This window comes from Mesorhizobium sp. M2E.F.Ca.ET.209.01.1.1 (assembly GCF_004010375.2).
Lineage (GTDB): Bacteria > Pseudomonadota > Alphaproteobacteria > Rhizobiales > Rhizobiaceae > Mesorhizobium.
Map to the genome: position 1 here is coordinate 21,313 of NZ_SADP02000002.1, position 22,221 is coordinate 43,533.

Below are 22,221 nucleotides of genomic sequence, written 5' to 3' on the forward strand. Positions count from 1 at the left end.
GGACCTCGCCGTAGCGCCACATGAAGCGAATACCGATGTGCTCAGGTCACTGGGCATGTTGCTTTGCTGATCATATCGTCTGAGCACCGTGATGTCCTAGACGCCGCGAGATGGTTGCCGCCGCATTCATGACAAGAGGCGCCAGCTGGCGTTCACTTTGCTGGGTGAAATGAAAAACCGGCATCGTAACGGCAATTGCGGCCACAACTCTCCCCCTCCGATCGTGGATCACGGCCGCGATGGCGGCGGTTTCGGGAATGAACTCCCCCACATTCAGCGCGTATCCTCGTTCGCGCACGCAACGCAGCTCGCGTTCAAGCGCGTTCCCCTCGGTGATCGTGCGGTCCGTGTAGCGCTCTAGCCCGAGCGCCAAAACCTCTTCCAGGGTTGACCCAGGCATCTGCGACAGCATGGCTTTTCCAGTAGCCGTGCAATGCGCCGGATTGCGGCGCCCCGGTGCCGCGATGTGCTTGATCGACCCAGGACCAAGTACGTGCTCGATGTTGATGGCCTCCGTCTTGTTCCAAAGACTGAGCGAGGCCGTTTCCCTCGTGCTCTCGGCAAGTTCCTCCAGATAGGGTCGCGCCACCCGGACCACGTCAAGTTCAGCAAGAAGCCTGCTCGCCAGCGCGATGAGCTCAACTCCGAGCACAAACCGTCCAGTCTCTTCATCGCGCTCGACGAATCCGTTGTGCTCAAGCGTCGACAGTGTCCTGGAAACCGCGCTTGCATGCTGTTCTAGCCGCCGCGCGATCTCATTTACTCCGATCGGCCTTTCACTCGCGCCGACGATCCTCAGCAGATTCAATGCCCGTTGCACGGTTGTAACCTCACCACGGGCTCGGTCACGGGCGCTCGGGGGATGTTTGACAGAATTCATCGATGACTCCTCAGCTCCACTGGACAAGTGTTCACACCCCTGTCACGTTTCAAACCTAGTTGCAATACAGTTGCATTATCTGCAACACGGACGAGGTCTCGACGAGGTAAATTCGTGCTGAAGTCCGGTCATTCTCACGGGCCACACCTCCTCCTTGGATCCTCCTTGTTCTCAATTGGGGACTGAACAATGGCGATTTCACCAGCCGACCGCACAGTTCCATCGTTCTGGAGACCTGCGTGCCGTCGATCCGATCGCTATTGAGAGTGATGTCACGGGTACGCTTCGGCATTGGCAAACCGGGCAGGTTGGGAACGCAACTGCGACAGCCATCAATAGAGCAGTTGGTGAGTAAGGATCTGTCGAATGAGAATGAGCGAATATGCCGACCACGATGCTACCGATTTGGCCTCTCTCGTGAAGGCGGCCGAAGTGACGGCCATGACGAGGTCAATCGACGCATCAACGCCGTCATAGACTGTCGAGACAGTTGTCGTCTCGGACGAAGGCATCTTGGGCGGAGTACCTTTCCTTCGCAAGGATATTGGCGCTACCGCATCTCGGCGCCCTCAAGAACAGGGGAGCCGTCTCTTCAAAGGATATCGGCCCCGAACCGACAGCCATTATTATCGCCGCGCGCGAGACGCAGGGCTCCGTACCATGGGAGAACAACATGCCCGGAGTTGGGTACCTCAGGTATGAGTGAACTCAATGGCATTACCGCCAATCCATGGAATCTGGAACGATCTGCAGGGGGTCCTCATCGGCGCTGCCGCGACGGTCGCTGCCGACATCACCCCCTTGCACATGCCAGCGACGGCGGCGGGTCAATTCGCATTCCTGCATCCTGGTGCGGTCTTTTCGGGCTCATTCCGATCCCGCGGACGGATTTCAGGTCCAAGACGCTCATTTGGTCGCACTCGCGAATTTGTTTTCTGTCGAACGGTGCGCGACATGGCCGCCGCATTAGACGTCCTTTCGGACCCTCATCCTGGAGATCCGTTTATATCATGGTCTAGCTGGAATGACTTTGCACATGGCGACAACCGCGGGTTAGAAGTCATCGCGTCGGTCGGGCTGCCAGCCGTGTGCGAAGCGCTCTCTGCCAAGCTGTAGAATTGTGACGAGTTGCAGTGCACAGAATGCGCGAAATTACTTCCATAATGGAGATAGATCAATGACCGGAGCACCACACCTTACATTCGATCTCGAAGCGCCTGGCGTGAGCATAGGTTTCCTCGTTGTGCCCAAAGGCGCAGGCTGCGAGGCCCTTTCGTTCCGATTTTCTGCCTAAATAGGGGCCTGTTGCGCAGTAGCGGAGGGATGTTTGAAGGGATCGGATTGCAGGGGGTTTCGCTCGTATTCTTGAGCTCTGTCGCCTTGGGTGGGGGTTGGCGGCGGTGCGGCCTCTTGCGGCCGGATTGTAGGCGCACCTATCCCGTGATGGCGGTCCATCGGCGCATGTTGAATGCGATCGCCGCCATCGTTACCTGGGCGGTCGCCTTGGCCAGCCCGACATAGGGGATTGCGGTCAATCTCATACGGTTCTTGAGCGTGGCGAAGGTGGTCTCGACCGTCGCCCGGCGTCTGGCGATCAGGCGATTGTAGTGCTTGAGCCGCGGCGGCAACTGCGGATGATGCTTGTTGGGGCGGCGCGCAATGCGCACCTTCTTGCCCTCGGCCTTGAGCCGGGCGCGGCGGGCATGGGTGTCGTAAGCGGCGTCCGCCCACACCCTCTTCTCGTCGCCACGGATCAAATCATCGGCCATGGGGGACTGTCAGGAATTCCGTGTGCGGGTGGGCGGTTCAACATTGTGCCGCCATGGCTTTGATGAAGCGATTCGCCGAAGATGACGGCAAACTGGGCCTTGGCCATGGACCACTCACGTGGCGGCATTTTCCACTCTTTTCGGACCGGTTCAAGATCAGGTAGAGCAGCTTGGTGGCCGCGCCATCGCTGGGGAAGTGGCCCCTGGCCCTGACAGCCCGCCTGAGCTTCGAGTTCAGCGCCTCGATCGCGTTTGTGGTGTAGACGATCCGGCGGACTTCGTCAGGGAACGCAAAGAACGGGATGACCTCGCCCCAGGCACGCCGCCAGCTCTGGCCGATGGCGGGATAGCGCTGGCCCCATGGGCCGGCCTCGAACGCCGTCAGCGCCTTTTCGGCAGCATCGGCATAGACGGCGCGGTAGATGTCCTTGAGCGCTGTCGCAAGCCCTTTGCGGTCTTTCCAGGAGACGAAGTCCATGGAGTTGCGCAGCAGGTGGACGATGCAGGTCTGAACGATCGCCTCCGGGAAACGGCGGTGATCGCGTCGGGGAAGCCTTTCAGGCCATCGATGACGGCCAGCAGGATATCATCGACGCCGCGGTTCTTGAGCTCGTTCATCACCGGCAGCCAGAACTTGGCGCCTTCATTCTGCTCGAGCCAGGCCGAGTACCTCCTTGGCGCCAGCGGCGCGGACGCCCAACGCGATATGGATGGTTTTGTTGCGAACCATCCCTTCGTCCCGGGTCTTGACCCGGATCGGGTTCGAAGAAAATGAGCGGATAAACCGGATCGAGCGAGCGCTGTTGCCAAGTGGCGACTTCATCGAGCACGGCGTCCGTCACCGTGCTGATCAGATCCGGCGACACGTCGACGCCATACAGATCATGCAGGTGCCCGGTAATCTCCCGGGTGCTCATGCCGCGCGCATACATTGACACGATCTTTTCGTCGAAGCCGGGTAAGCGACGCTGATACTTGGCGATTAGTTGCGGATGGAAACTGGCGTGGCGATCACGCGGTATGTCCGGTTTCCGTCGTCACGGTCTTGCGGCCGTAGCAGTTACGCGTATTGCCAGCGCCTTCGCCGCTCGCCAGATGATGGTCCATCTCCGCGTTCAAGGCGCGCTCGGTCAGAGCCTTCTTGAGCGTATCCAGCAGGCCGCCCTGTTCGAAGGCTGCACTGGCTGCGCCTCCTGCCAGAAGCTGGTCGAGAAGATCATTTGGATCGCAGGCTCTTTAATCCTGGCGCAGAGCATTGGGGCTACAAGCTACGTAGTCGTGATTGTCTCAGCGACTTTAGCCAACTTTGATAGACGTTTAGAGCAAGCTGCCATGAGCATGGGGGCGGGTCCCGTCCAGACCTTCCGACGAGTAACTCTGCCTTTGATTCTGCCTGGTATCCTGGGAGGGGCCGTTTTTGCCTTCATTCATTCATTTGACGAAGTGGTGATAACCTCATTGGTACGCGGTTACTCAATCAAGACCTTACCGCTAAAGATGCGGGAGAACATTAGTCATTCGATTGATCCTACAATCGCCGCGGTTTCCTCTCTGTTAATGCTCCTGCCTGTCCTTTGGGTGGTCGCCATTTATTTTACGTGGTGGCGCTCAATGAAGGAAAAAACATCGTCTCATGCGGCGATTTAAGTGCCGGCAAGGCCCACAAAGAATACTCTGTTCTTCGCAGCGAGGCGGCAAAAGCGATAGTATGGTCAGGGCATTGCAATCGCTGCCGACGGCGGGATCCGGTTCTCTTGCAGGTCGGGCGCCAGTCAATTTAAGATCGCGAAGCGGTGTCATGTGCAATCGTTCCCCATGCCGCACTTTCATTCAAGGGAGCGCGTTCCGCCTAGATGGCAAGCATTCCGCGCGGCAAGCGAGATAGTAGGTTGTGTCTGTAAGTGTCGTGACCGAAGATGGAGCTGCAACAGGAACAGTGCACGTCGGAGCGGTGGCGCCGCAGGTGAAGCGGTTCACCGCGCACCTGGGGAGGTTGTGCGGGCAGAACGGCTTGCCCCACTATGCCGGGCGAACCTACGCACCACCGTGGAGCCTTTTTCGTCCGTCAAAAATTGGGGGAGCTTCAGGGTCTTAGGTCAGGGCCGTTGAGAGAAACCTTCTGCGGATTGGATGCATGGGTCCATGAGTGACTCCGCTTCCATGCTTCCAACCTCAGGCCCGCCGCCTGGAAGAAAGCGGTTCATTAGCGCCGCGCATCAAGCGTTGGTTCAAATCCGGTCGTGGCCTACCACCCGCTTGGCGAAGACATGGGAAGGGTGGCACCCGCAAAAGCAACCCAAAAGCACCGCAAGGGCAGCGGATGGGCCACGCCGAGGATTGTTCCTGGGGGAGCATCTCGCTTCTAGATCATGACATATGCAAACTGAATTTGACGCAACTTGAGATCGACAGTTAGAGGATCAATAGGCGACGTATGCACAGAGGCGAAACTTTCCGGCATCTGCAGAGCTTGGCGCCACAAAGGTCCTAACCTCGGATGTCGGCTGAACAACGCGCCATCCAAACATCCGGAGACTGCACACAACGCCAGAGGCTGAGTTGCCCTGATCTTTCGATCCGTTGAAATGGGGTACGCAGCCACAATCATCCAAGAGACATCGTGGCCTTCGTCAGTATCTCTCAATTGCTGACAATCCCATTCATAGAGGCAGACGATTCTACCCCTCTAGTTCCCCCGCGCTTTACGCTTTTCGGACACTTGGGCGCGTGCTGTTGCCCTAAATTACCCTACCGACGGACGGCCCCACACCAGGCAAGGAGTTAAAACCAATGGCGATGCCAAAAGGACCACAAGCGTTTCCCCGGGCTGAATATCTGCGACGGCTGTCCGTAGTTAAGGCGGAAATGGAAAAACGCGAGATCGATGCCTTATTGGTAAGCACTTCGGCGGATATCACCTATCTTTCCGGATACACTGCCAAATCTGGCTACATCCCGGAAGCGCTGATCGTTTCCTTGAAAGATGAGGAGCCGACCTTTGTGACGCGCCGTTGTGATGCGCCGGGCGCTGTTCATCAGATGTTCTTCGATAGCAATCGAGTTATTGGCTATCCAGAAGCGCTTATCGCAAACCCTGACAAAGATGGCTATGATGCAATAATTGATTTCCTGCATGAAGGTGGCCTTGCGGGGCGGGTGGGGATGGAAATTAAATCCCTCAGGCCGGAATCGGTAGAGAAATTCAGGACCCGGATGCCGGACGCCAAAATCGTAGATTTTAGCAAAGCAGTCGCTTGGATCCGGCTAATTAAATCCGACCTTGAAATCGCTATGATGCGGGAGGCAGCGGCGATCACTGATGCGGGAATGTTGCGAGCGGTAGAGGTAATCCGGCCCGGCGTTAGAGAAGCTGATGCTGCGGCAGAGATCATCTCGACGTTGATCCGAGGTGCGAATGGCAAGCCAAGCACGGATTTGTCGCACTTTCTTTTATGTGCTTCACCGCGTTCCTCCACGCCGCATATCAGGTGGGCAGAAGATGTTTTCCACGACGGTTCGCAGATCAACCTCGAGTTTAGCGGCGTGCGTCATGGGTATACCTCTGGGCTGATGCGAACTCTGTCAATCGGCAAATCGTCGGAGCAGTTGCGTCGAGTGCACGAGGGAGAGGTAGCAGGACTGGAAGCTGCGCTTGCCGCGGTCAAGCCAGGTGCCACTTGTGCCGAAGTCGCTATGGCTTTCAATAAAACGCTGAAAAAGCACGGTTTTGCGAAAGAAACCAGATGCGGCTACGCCCAAGGAATCGAGTGGCTGGAACCAACGGCGAGTCTCAAGGAAGATGACCTGACCGTGCTTCGGCCGAACATGACTTTTCACCTGATGCTCGGAAACTGGATAGACGAAGACTTCGGCTATGTGATCAGTGAAAGCTTCCGCGTGACCGAAAGCGGCGCCGAAACATTCTCTCGCTTGCCACGAACAATCTTCGAAATCTGATTACAGTTTGCCGCGCACCTCCCATCTTTGAAAAGAAGATCGGGCGGGCGGAGCGACACTACGCGGGACTCAGCGTTCACGCGAGCACGTAGCGGCGGATCACTTCCTTGATCGTCGCCAGCCGCCTGTCTGCTTCCTGGTCTTCCAGAATGCTCTTGCCGAATGACACTTCGACCGTATAGGCCGTGGCTACGCTGAACCAGCACTGGCTCGATAGGGAGATCCACAAATCAGCTGGATTGAGGTTCTTCCGAAACACGCCGGTCGCCTCGCCGCGGGCAATAATGCCACCCACGAGCGTCATGAGCTTGTCGATTGCCAATTCTGAGCGCGGCACTGAGCGCAAATTGTCGCCATGATGGAGATTCGCGATTCCAACCAGCACAAGGAACCCAGGATTTTTCCGATAGTAAGTGAGCGTGAACTCGCATAGCTGATCGAGCGCGACCATCGGGTCGGCGGAGATTGTGAGCACGGCTTCGGCCTCGCGCATTCGCCGATAGGCGTTGACGAGTACCCTCTGAAACAACAGTTCCTTGCGCTCAAAATGGCGATAAACTAACGCCTTGTTCACTCTGGCCGCCTTGGCGATACTTTCCATCTTCGTACCGCTCAGGCCATTCGCGACGAACTCCGCCTCGGCAGCGGCCAGAATGGCGGCGCGCGTGCGCGAGCTCTTTTCCGATATGCCATGACCTTCAGCGACTTGCGGCTGGCCTACGTTGGCACGTGCTACGATCATACGTTTGCCTTTCGAATCGGACGAAAACTTAGTTTGTTTCCTAAAAGAAAACTGCGAGGCCTGCCCATAATATGTCTTGCCAGACCATACAGCATTGCTTACGGTAACGGAAACGTTATCGTTACAAAGCGGTGAATGAGCAGGCGCATTCGTGTGCATCGGACGTCGGTGGCACATTCACCGACAGCATCGCATACGACGAGGCTACCCAGACCATAACGGTTTCCAAGGTGTCGACCACGCCTGTCAATCGTGCGCAGGGCACCGTGACCGGGCTGAAGCGGGCTCTTCTTCTGCAGGGCGGCACCGGGAGTGAGGTCGTTTACGTCGGCCATGGCATGACCACGGCGACGAACGCCGTCATTCAGCGCAAGGGAGCGCGCACGGCCTTCGTGACCAATCGCGGCTTCCGTGATATCCTTCTGATCGGCCGGCAGAATCGACCGACACTGTTCGACATTACAATCGTCCGCCCGAGCAACTGGTACCGCGGGACCTCTGCTTCACCGTCCGCGGTCGTCTGGCGCCGGGCGGCACGGAAATCGAGCCGCTCAACGAGGCGGATGTGCATGAGGTCGCCGCTGCGATCAAGGCGGCCAATGTAGAGGCTGTCGGCGTCCTGTTCCTGCACTCCTATGCCAATCCGACTCACGAGGAGCGCGTACGCAAGATCCTCGAAGAGTCGCTTCCTGGCGTCGCCATCTGCATCTCCACCGAGATCAATTCGGAATTCCGCGAGTACGAGCGGGCGTCGACGACGGTCCTGAACGCCTATCTCCGCCCCGTTATGCAGAAAATACCTGGAGTCGCTGCACGGTATGCTCGTAGATGCGCGGGAGGGGCTCGCGCTTTCCAGCGAAAAGCCAATGATGGTCATGGACGCGGCAGGCGGTCTCATGAGCCTCGACAGCGCGCGGATAAAGCCAGTGCACACAGTCCTGTCCGGGCCGGCCGGCGGCGTCGTCGCCAGTGCCCATGTGGCCCAACTCGCCGGGATTCCTGACATCATCACCATGGATATCGGCGGCACCTCGACCGACATCAGCCTCATCCGCAACGGGCGCCCGGAAATCACGCGTTCGGCGAGCCTGGAGACAGTGCCTATCCGGCTACCGGTCATCGATATCAATGCAATCGGCGCGGGCGGTGGCTCAATCGCCTGGATCGACGACGGCGGCGCGTTGCGCGTCGGTCCGATGAGTGCGGAAGCCGTGCCGTGGCCAGTCTGCTACGGCCGCGGCGGGATCCTGCCAACCGTTACCGACGCCAATCTCGTGCTCGGTCGCTTCGACGAGAAGTCGCGACTCGGTGGCGATCTCGGTCTCGATCTGGCGGCTGCGCGCAAGGTTATCGAGGAAAAGATCGCCAACCCGATCGACCATCATCCGCTCGCAGGTTGCTAAGGCGAACGCGCATCTCGACCATGACGGCGTGCGGCAGGAAAAGCGCGACATCGAGGTCAAGATCGACGTGCGCTACCTCGGCCAGAGCTACGACCTGCCGATCCTCGTCGACATAACCGATAAGCATTTCTGGGACAAGCTTCCGGACAACTTCCACGCCGCCCACGCTGCACGCTTCGGCCATGCGGATCCCTCGAACCCGATCGAAATCGTGGGTATCGGCGTGACCGGCATCGGCCGGATCGACACGCCGGTCTTGCCGAAGCTCGCCGAGGGAATGTCGCTACCGCCTCCAGCCGCACTCAAGGGATCGCGCAAGATCTATTTCGAGCCGTTCAATCAGCTCGAAAGGGGCGAATTCCAGGACGCGCCGATCTACGATCGCGCCGCGCTTCTGGCCGGCAACACGATTTGCGGTCCTGCGGTGGTTGAGGAAATCTCGGCGACGACCATTCTTTATCCCGGCGACCGATTGACCGTCCATGTGTCCGGCAACATGATCGTTGAGGTTGCGCAATGACCGGGTTTGATCCCCTCCGCCTCGAAGTCCTCAAAAACGGCCTTGAAGCGACGGCTCAGGAAATGGGTGTCGTCCTGAAGCTGACATCATTCTCGCCGAACATCAAGGAACGCATGGATGCCTCCTGCGCGATCTTCGATGCCAAGGCGCAACTCGTTGCGCAGGCTGAGCACGTGCCCGTCCATCTGGGCTCGATGCTGAGGGCGGTTGGTCCGACCCTCGCCCTCATTGAACCACTGGCACAGGGTGACGTCGTCATTCTCAACGACCCCTACGTCGGTGGCGCGCATCTGCCCGACATCACGCTAGTCGCTCCCGTGTTCGTCGAAGGCCGCTGCATCGCCTATGTCGCAACCCGCGCGCATCACTCCGACGTCGGCGGCATGGAGCCGGGCTCGATGCCGGGCCGCTCGACCGAGATTTTCCAGGAAGGCCTCATCATTCCGCCCGTTCGCCTCTATCGTCAGGGTACCGAGCAGACCGACATTATGGCAATGATCCTCGCCAACGTGCGGACGCCGGAAGAGCGTAAGGGCGACATCAACGCCCAGCTCGCAGCGCTCCGGATCGGCATTCGCCGCATTGACGAACTGGCCCATCGCATCGGCTCTCAAACGCTCGAAGACGGCTTCGCTGCCATTCTCGACTACACGGAACGTCGCGTGCTGAAGCGGCTAGCCGAACTTCCGAGCGGCAGCTGGACGTCGGAGGACTGCCTCGACGACGACGGCTCGAGCGACGATCCGGTCGTGATCAAACTGCGCGTGGATGTCATGCCTGATAAGATGGTGCTTGACTTCACCGGGTCTTCGCGCTTGCGGCGCGGTAACATCAACGCCGTCCAGGCGATGGTTCATTCATCGGTCTTCTACTCCATCAAGATCCTGATGGACCCGACGCTGCCGCCGAATTCCGGCGTCATGCGCCCGGTCACGATCCTGATTCCTGAGGGCTCGTTTCTCGACGCAAAGATGCCGGCCGCCGTTTGCGCCGCCAACACCGAGACGACGCAGCGTCTGGCTGACACGGTACTGAAGGCGTTCTCGCAATTCGCGCCGGACCGGATCGCCGCCGCGAGCCAAGGGACGATGAACCTCGTCGGCGTCGGCGGTCGACCCGCGCAACGGCAAACCGTACACTTACATTGAGACAATCTGCGGCGGCCAGGGCGGGCGGCCGATGGGCCCTGGCATGAGCGCGGTGCACGCCAACATGTCGAACACGCTCAACACGCCGATCGAGGCGCTAGAAATCAGCTACCCGATGAGGGTGGAACGCTACGAGCTGCGCGAAAACTCTGGGGGAGAAGGCGCCAATCGTGGCGGTGACGGCGTCATCCGCTCGCTGCGTGTCATCGGGCACGAAGCGCGTGTCTCGTTGCAGACCGATCGTCGCCGGTTCAACCCCTATGGCCTGCATGGTGGCATGGTGGGGGCGACAGAACGCAATTGGATAGAAAAAAAGGGAGAGCTCACGAGGGCGCCCAGCAAGGGAACGATGACCCTCGACGCTGGAGATGCGGTCATCCTGGAAACGCCTGGGGGAGGTGGTTGGGGAGCTCCGACCGGTAGAAGAGAACCGAAGGAATGAATTTGAAGGGCTTTGACATTGCCGCAGCGAAAATCCGGGCGCTGTCGTTCATGGCCGTTTCGCAAGCGTTCTCGGCTGCGGCTCACACACCGACCGGGTGGTGTTTGGCCACGAAACAGCCCGACAGCTCCGAGGGCAAGACACACAAAGTCTTCGCCGAACAGGTCGAGGAGTATTCCGGCGGCGATCTCATCGTCACTGTCCATCCGTCTGAGCAACTCCACAAGGAGAACGCAATCGGGCTCGAATGCGCTCGGTGCGACCGAGATTTTCCAGGAAGGCTCCGCTTGCCGTTCTTAAGCTCTACGACGGCGGCGTCCTGAACGAGGCGATCTGGGAGATTATCGGCTTCAACGTCCGCGTCCCAGGTATTGTCCTAGGCGATCTGAAAGGCACAAATGGCTGCCTGCACGGCCGGTCGCCGGTCCTTCATGGAGTTGCTCGGGCATTATGGCCTGACGGAAATCCTTGCCTACGCGGAGGAACTTCATAATTACGCCGAGCGGCTCACGCGCGCTTAGATCACCGAGCTACCCGATGGCGTTTACACATTCACCGATCACATCGACGGGCTCGGCAAAACGCCCGAGCCGATCATCATCAAGTTGGCGGTCACGATCAACGGCAATCGACTGTCGGTCGACTTCGCTGGATCGTCGAAGCCGGTCAAGGACGGCATCAACACCCCGCTCCCCTTTACCAAAGCAAGTGTCTATACCGCGCTGCGCTCGGTGATGAAGTCGGAAATACCGAACTGTCGCGGCTTCGAGCGCGCCATAGTCGTCGCCGCGCCGCTTGGCACCGCCGCAATTCCGTGCATCCCGCGCCCTGCGGCGCGCGCGGAATTACCGGCTACCGAATTATCGATGCGATGTTCGGGGCACTCGCGGCTCCGTTGCCCGATCGCTTCACCGCCGACGGGATGGGCGGATCGAGCGTCCCGACCTTCGGTGGCTGGCATAACGGCAAGCCCCTATGTCTTCACCGAGACGGTCATGGGCACCTGGGGCGCTGGTCAGTCGCATGATGGCCAGGTCGGGGTACCGCACATGGGCGCAACCAGGCGAATGTGCCGATCGAGATGATCGAGGCGAGTTACCCCTCCGCATCCGCAACTACGGCACGGTCTCCGACACCGGCGGTGCCGTCGCCAGCGCGGTGGCAACTCCTTCATTCGCGAATATGAATTCCTTGGCGAGGATGGCATTTTGTCGCTGCGGTCCGACAAGCTCGCCTTCCCGCCGCATGGTCTCTTCGGTGGTGAGGTCGGTGCCGGCCCGGACAGCACGTTGTCGCGCAAGGACGGCGCGAGCGGATCCGCCTGCCGGTGCTCGTGACCGAGCCCTATGAACTGCTGAAGGGCGATATCTTCCGTCACGTTTCGCCGTCGGGCGGTGGCTATGGCGATCCGCTCGATCGATCGCTCGACGACATCCGCTACGATCTGCTCGAAGGCTACAGCATGCGCGCTCACCTTGAGGCGAAATACGGCGTGATCTTCACCGACGGCGAGGTCGATGCCGCCAAAACGTCTGCCGCGCGTGCCCGCTTGCGCAGCGAGCGGGCAATAGCCCAGGCAAAGAGCACCCAGGGCGTCTCGGCTCGTGGCGCCGCCCCTAGGCGATCGGCCCGAAATACCGGCAGACGTGCTCACCCCCCGACTTAAGGCACCCCAAAATCTGTTCCGTGAACAATCTCGCTCCTAGATGACTACGATATACAAACTGCGTTTGACGCACGTTGTTGGCCGATTGATGGTCCTCTGTAACGAATGTGCGGCGGCCAACCCAGCCAGGACTTGATAGATGCAGAAGTTTGAAAATTTGAGAGAATTGCAATCTGAGGTCGCCGGGTGGCGACGTCATCTGCATCAATACCCAGAGCTCGATTATCGATTGCATAACACGGCCAACTTCGTTGCAGAGAAGCTGGCTTCTTTCGGTATCAATCACATCGAAACCGGGATTGCTGAGACTGGGGTCGTCGCACTGATCCAAGGCGAAGGCGGAGAGGGTCCGACTGTCGGCCTGAGGGCAGATATGGACGCCTTACCGATTGCAGAAGCATCAAACAAGCCGTGGTCCTCCCGGGTGCCCGGCAAGATGCATGCCTGCGGCCATGATGGCCATACAGCTATGCTTCTTGGGGCAGCAAAGCATCTTGCTAAAACGCGGAACTTCAAAGGCACGGTCGCCTTGATCTTCCAGCCAGCTGAAGAAGATGGGCGAGGCGGTCAGAAGATGGTGCAGGAAGGGATTATGGACCGCTTTGGCATCTCACAGGTCTTTGGCATGCACAACTCGCCGGGTCTCGACGTCGGGAAATTCGCCATCGCTGATGGGCCAATATTGGCTGCGCTCGATGAGTTCGATATTACGATAAGGGGTAGAGGGGGGCATGCGGCAATCCCACATCTTACAATCGATCCGGTCGTTATTGGAGCGCAGATCATTCTCGGGCTGCAGACCTTGGTGTCTCGCTACACAGATCCCACGGAATCGCTCGTCATTTCCGTCACAAAACTGAGCGCCGCGCAGGCCTACAACATCATCCCCGATACGGTCGAGTTGTCGGGCACTGTTAGGACGCTGCTGCCGAGCATGCGAGACTTCGTCGAGCATCAGATTCTGGCGTCCGCTCGAGGCATCGCGCAGGGGTTCGGCGCAGATGTTGAGCTGAAATACCGGCGCCTCGAACCGATGACCATCAATCATACCGAGCAGACTAGTCTGGCAGTCGCGGCTGCTCGAAACCTCGTCGGCTCGGGTGCCGTGAATGACAAGGTCAAGCCTCTAATGGGCTCAGAAGATTTCGCCTATATGCTCGAAGCGCGGCCTGGCGCGATGATATGGCTCGGGAACGGATCGACAGCAGCCGTACACAACCCGGCTTACGACTTCAACGACGAAGCCCTCCCTTACGGGATTGGCTACTGGATAAGCCTCGTCGAGACGACATTGAAGGCATGAACCCCTGTAGCTGACCACTGCCCAGAATTGATCGGAGCGGTAGTCAAGATCCAGAGCCATCGACCAAACTCTCGACAAAGATAACGTGGACCCGGATGGGTGTCTGGCAAACGGCTCGGAATGAGACCTTGGATGCATGGAAAGAGATGTCTGACGCATCTCCAAATGCGCGCTCGCTACTCTCAGGCCAAAGCAGCGGGTGGACGTGTCCATCTGAAAACGCGATAGTGCCGTCCCGGACTCTATATTGGCGAACTCTGCCCCAAGTAGCGCATACTTAGCGTTCAGCTGGTGTGTGCGCCCATCAATGGCTCTAAATGAATCGAGCGAAGTGAAGTGCAGATCAAAGACGTCCTTCTTGCGCCTGGCAACGGCGCGTTCTTTTATGACGATCAAGCTGCCATTAGGTCCGGCGCGACCCAGGACGGCTTCATCTATGTCGGCACACCGACTACGCCTGGGTTTGATCGAATTCGCATTCCGGCATCGTCGCTCAGTGTCGGGCTGGTTCTTACCGACGAAACCGTCGTTTGGGGCGACATGATGAACGTCCAGTACTCCGGTGCAGGTGGACGCGGCCTTGTGTTCGACACCAATCAAATCTCGGATCTTACCTCACGCGCTGTCGTACCGCGGCTTCTTGATGTCGATGCCACTCAGTTTCGTGATTCCTGCACGAACGCTTTTCAGCTCGTCGAACATCGGCGTCTACCTCTGGCTATAGAGTATGGCGTCAGCCAAGCTCTTCTTCGCGCAGCCGCCCATCTCCACCGTAAGACGATGGCAGAGATCATATGTAGTGAGTTCGGGCTGCAGTTACCCACGTCCCGAGTCCCAATTTACTGCCAGAGCGGTGACTCGCGAGAAATCAACGTCGACAAAATGGTTTTGAAAGCCGTGGATGTGCTTCCCCACGGTCTGATCAACTCACGGCAGAAATTCGGCATCGACGGGCAAGCCTTCATGGAGTTCGTGAAGTGGGTTGCAACGCGTACGCGCCAAATCGGCCGCCCGGGGTATCATCCGGTGCTGCATTTCGATGTGTATGGCTGGATCGGCCAGGAAATCGGCCTGGAGCCGCAAAGCATCGCCGACTTTATCTGCAAGGTTGCAGATACGGTCCCGGATTTCACGCTCAACATCGAGTCCCCGGCGGATTTTGGTTCGACGCAAGCTCAAATTGAGAACTACGCCAAGATCGTATCGATCTTGGACAACCGGGGCTCCAACGCACGCCTTGTCGTGGATGAGAGATGCAATACGCTTGAAGATATTCGGCTCTTCGCAGAAGCGAAAGCCACGCATCTTGTCCAGATCAAGACGCCCGATGTCGGTTCAATTGCCGACACAGCGCGGGCCGTTCTCCTCTGCAAGAAAAACAAGGTCGGAGCGTATGTCGGAGGAAGCTGTACCGAGACAGATCTCTCCGCCCAAGCTTCTGTCCACGTATCCGTGGCAACCCAGGCCGACATGATGCTTGCAAAGCCCGGAATGGGTGTCGACGAGGCATTCTCAATTGTCGGGAACGAACAAAGCCGGTTGCTTGCGATGCTGGACCGTCGCCGGTCTCAAGCCATAAACGTTGGATGAAAAGCACGGTGTCGCATGCAAAACGCTCTTGAGGGGATCACTGTCGTAGCCGTGGAGCAGGCCGTGGCCGCGCCTTATGCATCGTCTCGCCTTGCCGATGCCGGCGCCCGGGTGATCAAAGTCGAAAGGCCCGAAGGGGACTTCGCGCGCAACTACGACAAACTGGTGCGGGAACAGAGCGCTTACTTCGTCTGGCTCAACCGGGGTAAGGAGTCGGTCTGTCTGGACCTGAGGTCGGAGGCGGACCGCGCCGTCCTGGACACGCTCGTTGCCAGTGCTGACGTTTTTATCCAGAATCTGAAGCCGGGCAGCATCGAAAAACTGGGTTTCGGGTCTGCGGATCTCCGTCGTCGTTTTTCGCGGCTGATCACCTGCGACATCTCTGGTTTCGGGGAGAAAGGCCCGTATGCCCATTTGAAGGCTTATGATCTCATCGTCCAGGCTGAAACAGGTCTGTGCGCGATCACCGGCACCCAACAGGGACCGGCGCGTGTAGGGGTCTCGGTTTGCGACATCTCGGCGGGCATGACGGCGCATAGTGCCATTCTTCAGGCACTCTATTACCGCGAGGTTACCGGCAAAGGGACCAGCATTCAGGTGTCACTGTTCGATGCCGTCGCCGACTGGATGAACGTGCCGGTTCTGCAACATGACTATAGCGGCTACCACACGGCACGCGCTGGCGTGAAACACCCGTCGCTTGCGCCGTATGGCGCCTATCGTTGTGCCGATGGCAAAGACGTCATCTTTTCGGTTCAGAATGACCGCGAATGGGTAAATTTCTGCGAGAAATTCCTGAAGCAGCCGGCGCTCACGCGCGCACCTGGTTTTGCCGATAATATGGAGCGCCTCGGTCACGGGGCGCAACTTGATGAGATCATTGAACTGCGTTTTTCCGAACTATCCTGCCACGAAGCAATGCAGGAGCTTGAGGCAGCCGGTTTGGCATATGGCCGACTGAACGAAGTGGCGGATCTTTCAAAGCATCCCCATCTTCGCAGGGTCGAGGTCGTCACACCCGAAGGAACTGTCGAGACGATAGCGCCTGCGGCGATCTTCAACTCGGAGCGCCCCTCGCTGCGCCCAGTGCCGGGTCTTGGCGCGCATACAGAGACTATCCGGGAAGAGGTTCTGGGGCGTTTGCGCGATACGGGCCACGTTTCTGGCAGCTCTGCGGTCTCGGCCATGCGGGAAAATACCAAGCGTTGCGCGGCCGAGGGGCTAGCGAAGGAAGTCGGGCGGCTCGGGGCCCAGCCCTTAACCATGAGATCATCACCTGGAGACCCAGAGGACCTTCTCCGGCCGCCGGTGTCATATATTTCCCTCCTCGCTGTACCACCATGAACCAACTTACGAGACGGCGCTGAGCGTCGTTCGCGCGGCGCGGGAGAGTGTTTCATTCAGGACGACCTTGCGAGCGGCGAAGCAGCGCGGTTTCCTAGGGACGGGCCATCTGCAAACGCGATGATATCGTCCAGAATTTTATATTGGCGAACTGAACACCACGTCGCGCATACTCGCAGCTAGCGGGACAAACGCCCGCCCGCAGAGATATGCTCCGGCGCCTGCAATAAGCGAAATGCCACATCTTACCTTCGATCTCGATGTGACTGGCGTGAGCATGGGTCCTGCTGGTGAATGAGGAAGCCTCGCTTGGTCCTTTGGTTGCAGACCCAGACCGCTGAAGCACCGGAAAAACCTGCTCTCGCTGCCGGGGAAGCCCGCATGAGTGGATCGAGCGATCTGGCATGATGAGAAGTCCTGAGGACCGGCTTTTACGTTTGGCATGAGAGAGGTGCCGCGCACTGACCAAGGTAATTCGGCAACAGTGAAGCATGTATGCGCTGTTAAATGCCATATACAAAGTTTATATGGAAAATAGTACCTATAAATGTGCAAACGTTCAATTTGTCCAAGTAAAATTCGAGACATAGTTGCATAAAAGCAACGTCTAATTTATATAGCTCTGAAAGATAAACTTTGCCCTTGCGCAAATGGGAGCCATGGGTAGCTTCGCGCTGCGAAGAATGCACTGCGATGTGCGTCCGTTTCGGTCGTCGGGGCAAAGATGGTCGTCAATCGACGTTCTTCCCCTTTTTGTTGAGAGGCACCAGGTTGAGGCCGCGAGACGGCTGCTAGTTCGCATGCGTGCGAAAACGCAATACATCGCAGTTCTCCAAACTTCATGTCTTCAACGCTCTTTCGGCGGCCTGTTGAGGGAATCCTATTGGGAAAGCCACCTATGTCCGGACCGAGTGATCTTGCGGATGAAAAACGCCAGAGCGAGCTTTCAAGCTTTGTCTTGAAGGAGGTGCAGCGCATTCTTGCCCAATGCGATGAGGCAAAGCAGGGCGACAAGGCTGCTGGCGCGCTTTCGGGTTCTCCTTCCGACAACTCGACCGCCGTGGTCGCCGAATTTCTTGGCAGACTCGAGGCCGAAGCAGCGCGACGGCTGGATGCTCAGGCGTGTGAGATCGCTTCGCGACCGCGGCCCGCCGATCATCCCCTTGGGCATCCGCTTCTGAAAGATCATCCCAGAGAAGGCGCCCGCATTGCTGAGTGGGCCGGTCCAGTTGCGGGGTCGACGCATCTCGAGAGACGTTTTGGAATACCGCGGTCAACGCTACATTGGTGGCAGCGGCACAATGATGTGGTTGCCTTTCGCAGAGGCTCCCGCAAGCATGTATTTCCCCTGGCTCAGTTCATCGACGGCAGGCCTATGCCCGGAATCCGGGAGGTCCTTTCCTCGATCTCCGATCCCAGACTGGCTTGGCTGTGGCTGATCAGCCCGTCGCCTCTGCTCAAGGGTCGTGTTCCTGTCGAATTGCTCAGGGAAGGCATGAACACAGAAGCTGTTGCGTCGGCCGCCCAGGCTATTTCTCTGATTGGATCTATCTGACGATTCGTCGGCGTCGTTGGCTGTTCGCGCACGCTCGATGTGGCCGCAAGCAGTGAATGTGCCAATTGTGCGGTTTGTACAAATGTATAGTTGTTCAATTTGTGCAAGTAATAACGGCTATTTAGTGATAAAAATACAACTAATACTGGTACATATTGCAGTGGAACGGAATTTGAACTTGCGCTATTCCGCCCGGTGAATAGCGTTCGAACCGGGAAGGATGCATCGCGATGCGCATCTTTTTCGATCGTGGGGATAGGGAACGGTTCGTCTATCGACGTCCTCGCCCTTTTCAAATCATTCAAGGAGATCAAGTATGAACATCAAGAGCCTACTTCTCGGCTCCGCTGCGGCCCTGATCGCAGTTTCCGGTGCGCGCGCCGCCGACGCCGTCGTCGTCGCCGAGCCGGAACCGGCTGAATACGTCAAGATCTGCGACGTCTACGGCGCTGGCTACTTCTACATCCCCGGCACCGAAACCTGCCTGCGCATTGGCGGCTATGTCCGTTACGACATCAGCGCTGGCGATGTCGGCAGCTTCGATGGCGCACGTTCGACAGACGTTCTCAACGGCAAGGACCAGGGCACCTGGCACAAGAACGCCCGCTTCGCGCTGAAGACCTGGACCGGCCAGGAAACTGAGCTCGGCACGTTGAAGACCTACACCCAGACGAAATTCAACTTCGGCAACAGCGCCTACTACGCTGGCGAAGACGGCAATCAGGCCCACAACAAGGGCGTTACGATGGATTTTGCCTGGATCCAGCTTGGTGGGCTCCGGGTCGGTTTGGATGATTCGGCCTTTGACTCGTTCATCGGCTATGCCGGCAACGTTCTCAACGACACCATCGTTCCTTATGGTGATTTCTCCACGAACCTCATCCAGTACAACTTTGATGCCGGCAACGGCTTCTCGGCCGTGATCTCGCTCGAAGAAGGTTCGGTCGACGTCAATAATGTCTTCTACGTGGGCACGATCGACAGCTATGTTCCGCATGTCGTCGGCGGTGTGAAGTACACGCAGGGCTGGGGTGCCATCGCCGGCGTCGTCGCCTATGACAGCAACTACGAAGAATGGGCCGGCAAGGTTCGAGCTGACTTCAACGTGACCAGCGAGCTGTCGCTGTTCGCCATGTTCGGCTACGGCACCGACAAGAATTCGCTCGATTTCGCAAGCGGTCGCGACTTCTACAAGCAGTGGGGCGGTCACTGGGCCTGGTGGGCCGGCGGTACCTACAAGTTCAATCCCAAGACGTCGTTCAACCTGCAGGTTTCGGGTGACCAGGACAAGAACTATGGCGTGGCGGCTAACGTCGCTTACGACGTCGTCCCCGGTCTCACGGTCACCGCGGAAGTTGACTACGATCACTACGGTCACTTCAACGACGGCACGCCGTTCGGCAACTGGACCGCTGCCGACAAGAAGAACAGCATCGGCGGCCTCCTCCGCTTCCAGCGCTCGTTCTGAGGATTGAAGGGCCGTTCGCCGCGTTCGAAGCGGTAACTGCGAGCCTTCAATTTGTGGCTGAACCATTGTGGTGAGGCTTGAAGAAATTGTCGGGGAAGTGCTTGATCACGGACCTCCAATCCGAGCATTTCGTCGATGAGAAGGGGCGCCCTGTTCCCGGGCGCCCTTTTTTTGCGGGTCGTCATCAGACTCGCGTGAGCGAGACAGATCGGCAGCATCCGGCCGCAAGCCGGTAGCGCATCGCATTGATCACCTCACCCTCGAGCGGACGGCTCAACGCTCAGATCAGTTCCCATGCCTGGTCCGTCAGATTTGGACGAGTGGCACTGGTTTTCTCGGCGATCTTTGCCATCTGGCCGAGCTTGCGACCTCATAAACCACCGCGCCGAAGGGACATTTGCAACTAGCCGGCATAGGGGCGCCCGCGCGCCTTGTGGCGCGCGCCGGGTGCTCGTGAACCGAGCCCGCTTGTCTTCGGCAAGCTCAGGCGGTCTCGGCCCTGCGGCTTCGCCCCCTGGCGAGAGGCAGCCTTTCGGCTGCTGACGGTCGCCGGCCTCTCGGCCGGCGTGGTTTTTTGTGCTGGCCTTCCCCGGTGGCGCGGGGTGGGCGGCACTCCCTTCTAGGCCCGCCGCGGCATCCCGCAACCCTTCGCTTGCCGCTCCGGGTCCTCCTCTTCGTTCCGGTCCTTCGGATGCGGTTCGCCTTTGACGTCGGGCCTTTCCGGTCGCTTTCGCCGCCCACCCCGCTTCCGGGGAGGGCGCGGAATTGAAGAGCGGAGGACCAGACGATGCGTGCAAACAGCAAGCGTTCCGGCAGCCGAAAGGCTGGCGCGGGCAGCGGCGGGCGCACGGGTGCCAGCCTTTATCAGGAAATCACCGACCGCATCATCGCCGAACTGGAGCGCGGCACCGTGCCATGGGTCAAGCCATGGGGCAGCGCAAAGGCCGGCCTCGGCCTGCCGAAGAACGCGGCCAGCGGGCGCGCCTATTCCGGCATCAATATCCTGATCCTTTGGGGCGCGGTCATCGAGCGCGGTTTCTGTAGCCAGAACTGGCTCACCTTCCGCCAGGCGCTTGCGCTTGGCGGCAATGTCAGGAAGGGCGAACACGGCACCACCATCGTCCATGCCGACCGCTTTGTTCCCAAGGACGAGAAGGAACGCGCCAAGGCCGATGGTGACGAGCCGCAGGCGGTGCCTTATCTGAAGCGCTTCACCGTCTTCAATGTCGCGCAGTGCGACAACCTGCCCGACCACCTCTATGCCGCCGCCCAACCGCTGCCAGAACGCGAGATGATCCCGCAGGCCGAGGCGCTGATTCATGCAACCGGCGCTGACTTTCGCATCGGCTGCGATCGCGCTTTCTACATGCCGGGCAGCGACTTCATTCAGGTGCCGCCGCAGCCCGCTTTCTTCCACCAGATCGACTATTACCGCAGCTGCTTCCACGAGCTTGGCCACTGGACCGGACACCCGACGCGGCTTGCGCGCGATCTTTCCGGTTCGTTCGGCTGCAAGGCCTATGCGCGCGAGGAACTGGTCGCCGAAATCGCCGCCGCCTTTGTCTGTACCACGCTCGGCATCGAGCCGACCGTGCGCCATGCCGACTACATCGGCTCATGGCTGACGGTGCTGCGCGAGGACAACCGCGCCATCTTCCGCGCCGCCAGCTACGCCTCGAAAGCCGCCGATTTCCTGCTCGGCGCTAACGCCGATGCCCAAGGCAGCGATCAGCAGGAGATCGCGGCATGAGTGCGCGCAATCCCCAAACGCTGCCGACCGAGACGACGCCGGAAGGCGACGAGACCCTCATTCCGGTGAGCGGCCCGTCAACACGCGCGACCGATTTTGCCTTCTCACGAACGCGCCGATGCGCCCGCGCGCGGAGCAGAAATCACCCGATCTCGGCCTCTTGGACGAGTGCATACGCAACCAAACCGACCTGTTCTGACAAGGAACTTTGCCATGATCCTGATCACCGACGACCTTTGCGCCCAACTGCTCGCCAATGGCGCGGCCGACAAGGAAAACGACCATGTTCCGGTGCTGAAACTGTTCGATCCGACCGGGCCGGCGACCTGGCTTCTGACCGAACTCGATATGGACGGCGACACACTGTTCGGGCTTTGCGACCTCGGATTCGGCTTTCCGGAACTCGGCAACGTCAGCCTTGCCGAACTTGAAAGCGTCAAGGGCCGGCTTGGGCTCGGCATCGAGCGCGACCTCTATTTTCAGGGGCGGTTTCCGCTCTCTGTCTATGCCGAAGCCGCGCGCCACGCCGGCCACATCACCGAGGAGGAGCGTCTGCTGCAACAGGCAGCAGACGGGCTTGCAAAACCCCATTCCGAGCTTCCGCCGGATACGGCGGAACAGACGCGCCGCTAGGTGCGAAAACCGTCCCGCCCGCGCCGGCCTCGTGGCCTTTGCGGCGGGGAA

At 58.9% G+C, this 22,221-nt stretch carries 15 protein-coding genes and 7 pseudogenes; 18 read left to right on the forward strand and 4 right to left on the reverse strand.

Annotated elements, in window-relative coordinates; genetic code table 11:
• Window positions 1-70 precede the first annotated feature (70 nt).
• A complete protein-coding gene (locus tag EN852_RS03600; RefSeq protein WP_127229477.1) occupies window positions 71-880 on the reverse strand; it encodes an IclR family transcriptional regulator in 810 nt (269 codons plus the stop codon).
• Between the two features lie 698 nt (window positions 881-1,578).
• On the opposite strand from EN852_RS03600, the gene EN852_RS42150 reads away from it, so the two are divergent.
• On the forward strand, window positions 1,579-1,899 hold the full coding sequence (locus tag EN852_RS42150; RefSeq protein WP_245490127.1) for an amidase family protein: 321 nt from the start codon (window positions 1,579-1,581) through the stop codon (window positions 1,897-1,899).
• Between the two features lie 414 nt (window positions 1,900-2,313).
• Here EN852_RS42150 and EN852_RS03610 read toward each other — a convergent pair.
• Window positions 2,314-2,655, reverse strand: a pseudogene (locus EN852_RS03610) (transposase); the annotation flags it as partial.
• Window positions 2,656-2,686: 31 nt separating this feature from the next.
• A pseudogene (locus tag EN852_RS03615) lies at window positions 2,687-3,905 on the reverse strand (IS256 family transposase).
• Here EN852_RS03615 and EN852_RS03620 point away from each other — a divergent pair.
• Window positions 3,904-4,296, forward strand: a complete 393-nt coding sequence (locus tag EN852_RS03620) for an ABC transporter permease subunit (protein ID WP_245490130.1) — start codon at window positions 3,904-3,906, stop codon at window positions 4,294-4,296. The pseudogene EN852_RS03615 and the gene EN852_RS03620 overlap by 2 nt on opposite strands.
• A gap of 1,143 nt (window positions 4,297-5,439) precedes the next feature.
• On the forward strand, window positions 5,440-6,606 hold the full coding sequence (locus EN852_RS03625) for a Xaa-Pro peptidase family protein (protein ID WP_126101834.1): 1,167 nt from the start codon (window positions 5,440-5,442) through the stop codon (window positions 6,604-6,606).
• Window positions 6,607-6,682: 76 nt separating this feature from the next.
• Here the strand turns inward: EN852_RS03625 and EN852_RS03630 are convergent, their stop codons facing one another.
• Window positions 6,683-7,348, reverse strand: a complete 666-nt coding sequence (locus EN852_RS03630; protein ID WP_126101833.1) for a TetR/AcrR family transcriptional regulator — start codon at window positions 7,346-7,348, stop codon at window positions 6,683-6,685.
• Window positions 7,349-7,479: 131 nt separating this feature from the next.
• Between EN852_RS03630 and EN852_RS43115 the strand changes: the two are divergent.
• The 15 genes and pseudogenes from EN852_RS43115 to EN852_RS03680 form a co-directional block, all read left to right on the forward strand.
• Window positions 7,480-7,758: pseudogene (locus EN852_RS43115) on the forward strand (hydantoinase/oxoprolinase N-terminal domain-containing protein); the annotation flags it as partial.
• A 110-nt stretch (window positions 7,759-7,868) separates the two neighbouring features.
• A pseudogene (locus EN852_RS43120) lies at window positions 7,869-7,973 on the forward strand (hypothetical protein); the annotation flags it as partial.
• A 193-nt stretch (window positions 7,974-8,166) separates the two neighbouring features.
• Window positions 8,167-8,751, forward strand: a complete 585-nt coding sequence (locus EN852_RS42160; protein ID WP_245460083.1) for a hydantoinase/oxoprolinase family protein — start codon at window positions 8,167-8,169, stop codon at window positions 8,749-8,751.
• A 28-nt stretch (window positions 8,752-8,779) separates the two neighbouring features.
• The gene (locus EN852_RS42165) at window positions 8,780-9,271 is read left to right on the forward strand and encodes a hypothetical protein (protein ID WP_245460082.1); all 492 of its coding nucleotides are present in this window, start codon (window positions 8,780-8,782) and stop codon (window positions 9,269-9,271) included.
• A 62-nt stretch (window positions 9,272-9,333) separates the two neighbouring features.
• Window positions 9,334-10,861, forward strand: a pseudogene (locus EN852_RS03640) (hydantoinase B/oxoprolinase family protein).
• Window positions 10,858-11,184 (forward strand): hypothetical protein, encoded by a 327-nt coding sequence (locus tag EN852_RS41660; RefSeq protein ID WP_210211891.1) that lies wholly within the window; start codon window positions 10,858-10,860, stop codon window positions 11,182-11,184. The pseudogene EN852_RS03640 and the gene EN852_RS41660 overlap by 4 nt, the downstream one beginning before the upstream one ends.
• A 108-nt stretch (window positions 11,185-11,292) precedes the next feature.
• A pseudogene (locus EN852_RS41670) lies at window positions 11,293-11,946 on the forward strand (hydantoinase B/oxoprolinase family protein).
• Between the two features lie 242 nt (window positions 11,947-12,188).
• On the forward strand, window positions 12,189-12,527 hold the full coding sequence (locus tag EN852_RS41680; protein ID WP_135897370.1) for a hypothetical protein: 339 nt from the start codon (window positions 12,189-12,191) through the stop codon (window positions 12,525-12,527).
• Window positions 12,528-12,666: 139 nt separating this feature from the next.
• The gene (locus EN852_RS03650; protein WP_126101832.1) at window positions 12,667-13,830 is read left to right on the forward strand and encodes a M20 aminoacylase family protein; all 1,164 of its coding nucleotides are present in this window, start codon (window positions 12,667-12,669) and stop codon (window positions 13,828-13,830) included.
• A 336-nt stretch (window positions 13,831-14,166) separates the two neighbouring features.
• A complete protein-coding gene (locus tag EN852_RS03655) occupies window positions 14,167-15,420 on the forward strand; it encodes a methylaspartate ammonia-lyase (protein WP_126101831.1) in 1,254 nt (417 codons plus the stop codon).
• A gap of 15 nt (window positions 15,421-15,435) precedes the next feature.
• Window positions 15,436-16,569 (forward strand): annotated as a pseudogene (locus EN852_RS03660) (CaiB/BaiF CoA-transferase family protein); the annotation flags it as partial.
• 1,093 nt (window positions 16,570-17,662) lie between these two features.
• A complete protein-coding gene (locus EN852_RS03665; RefSeq protein WP_127229476.1) occupies window positions 17,663-18,319 on the forward strand; it encodes a hypothetical protein in 657 nt (218 codons plus the stop codon).
• Window positions 18,320-18,635: 316 nt separating this feature from the next.
• The gene (locus EN852_RS03670) at window positions 18,636-19,787 is read left to right on the forward strand and encodes a porin (RefSeq protein WP_126101829.1); all 1,152 of its coding nucleotides are present in this window, start codon (window positions 18,636-18,638) and stop codon (window positions 19,785-19,787) included.
• Between the two features lie 787 nt (window positions 19,788-20,574).
• Window positions 20,575-21,537 (forward strand): zincin-like metallopeptidase domain-containing protein, encoded by a 963-nt coding sequence (locus EN852_RS03675; RefSeq protein ID WP_126101828.1) that lies wholly within the window; start codon window positions 20,575-20,577, stop codon window positions 21,535-21,537.
• 213 nt (window positions 21,538-21,750) lie between these two features.
• Window positions 21,751-22,170 (forward strand): DUF2958 domain-containing protein, encoded by a 420-nt coding sequence (locus EN852_RS03680; RefSeq protein WP_126101827.1) that lies wholly within the window; start codon window positions 21,751-21,753, stop codon window positions 22,168-22,170.
• Window positions 22,171-22,221 lie beyond the last annotated feature (51 nt).

What these genes read in the sequence shown, in the direction of transcription:
- EN852_RS03675 (WP_126101828.1), top strand. Translation starts at nt 20,575, where the DNA reads ATGCGTGCAAACAGCAAGCGTTCCGGCAGCCGAAAGGCTGGCGCGGGC.
- EN852_RS03625 (WP_126101834.1), top strand. Translation starts at nt 5,440, where the DNA reads ATGGCGATGCCAAAAGGACCACAAGCGTTTCCCCGGGCTGAATATCTG.
- EN852_RS42160 (WP_245460083.1), top strand. Translation starts at nt 8,167, where the DNA reads ATGCTCGTAGATGCGCGGGAGGGGCTCGCGCTTTCCAGCGAAAAGCCA.
- EN852_RS03680 (WP_126101827.1), top strand. Translation starts at nt 21,751, where the DNA reads ATGATCCTGATCACCGACGACCTTTGCGCCCAACTGCTCGCCAATGGC.
- EN852_RS42150 (WP_245490127.1), top strand. Translation starts at nt 1,579, where the DNA reads ATGAGTGAACTCAATGGCATTACCGCCAATCCATGGAATCTGGAACGA.
- EN852_RS03665 (WP_127229476.1), top strand. Translation starts at nt 17,663, where the DNA reads ATGTCCGGACCGAGTGATCTTGCGGATGAAAAACGCCAGAGCGAGCTT.
- EN852_RS41660 (WP_210211891.1), top strand. Translation starts at nt 10,858, where the DNA reads ATGAATTTGAAGGGCTTTGACATTGCCGCAGCGAAAATCCGGGCGCTG.
- EN852_RS03670 (WP_126101829.1), top strand. Translation starts at nt 18,636, where the DNA reads ATGAACATCAAGAGCCTACTTCTCGGCTCCGCTGCGGCCCTGATCGCA.
- EN852_RS03650 (WP_126101832.1), top strand. Translation starts at nt 12,667, where the DNA reads ATGCAGAAGTTTGAAAATTTGAGAGAATTGCAATCTGAGGTCGCCGGG.
- EN852_RS03630 (WP_126101833.1), bottom strand. Translation starts at nt 7,348, where the DNA reads ATGATCGTAGCACGTGCCAACGTAGGCCAGCCGCAAGTCGCTGAAGGT.
- EN852_RS03600 (WP_127229477.1), bottom strand. Translation starts at nt 880, where the DNA reads ATGAATTCTGTCAAACATCCCCCGAGCGCCCGTGACCGAGCCCGTGGT.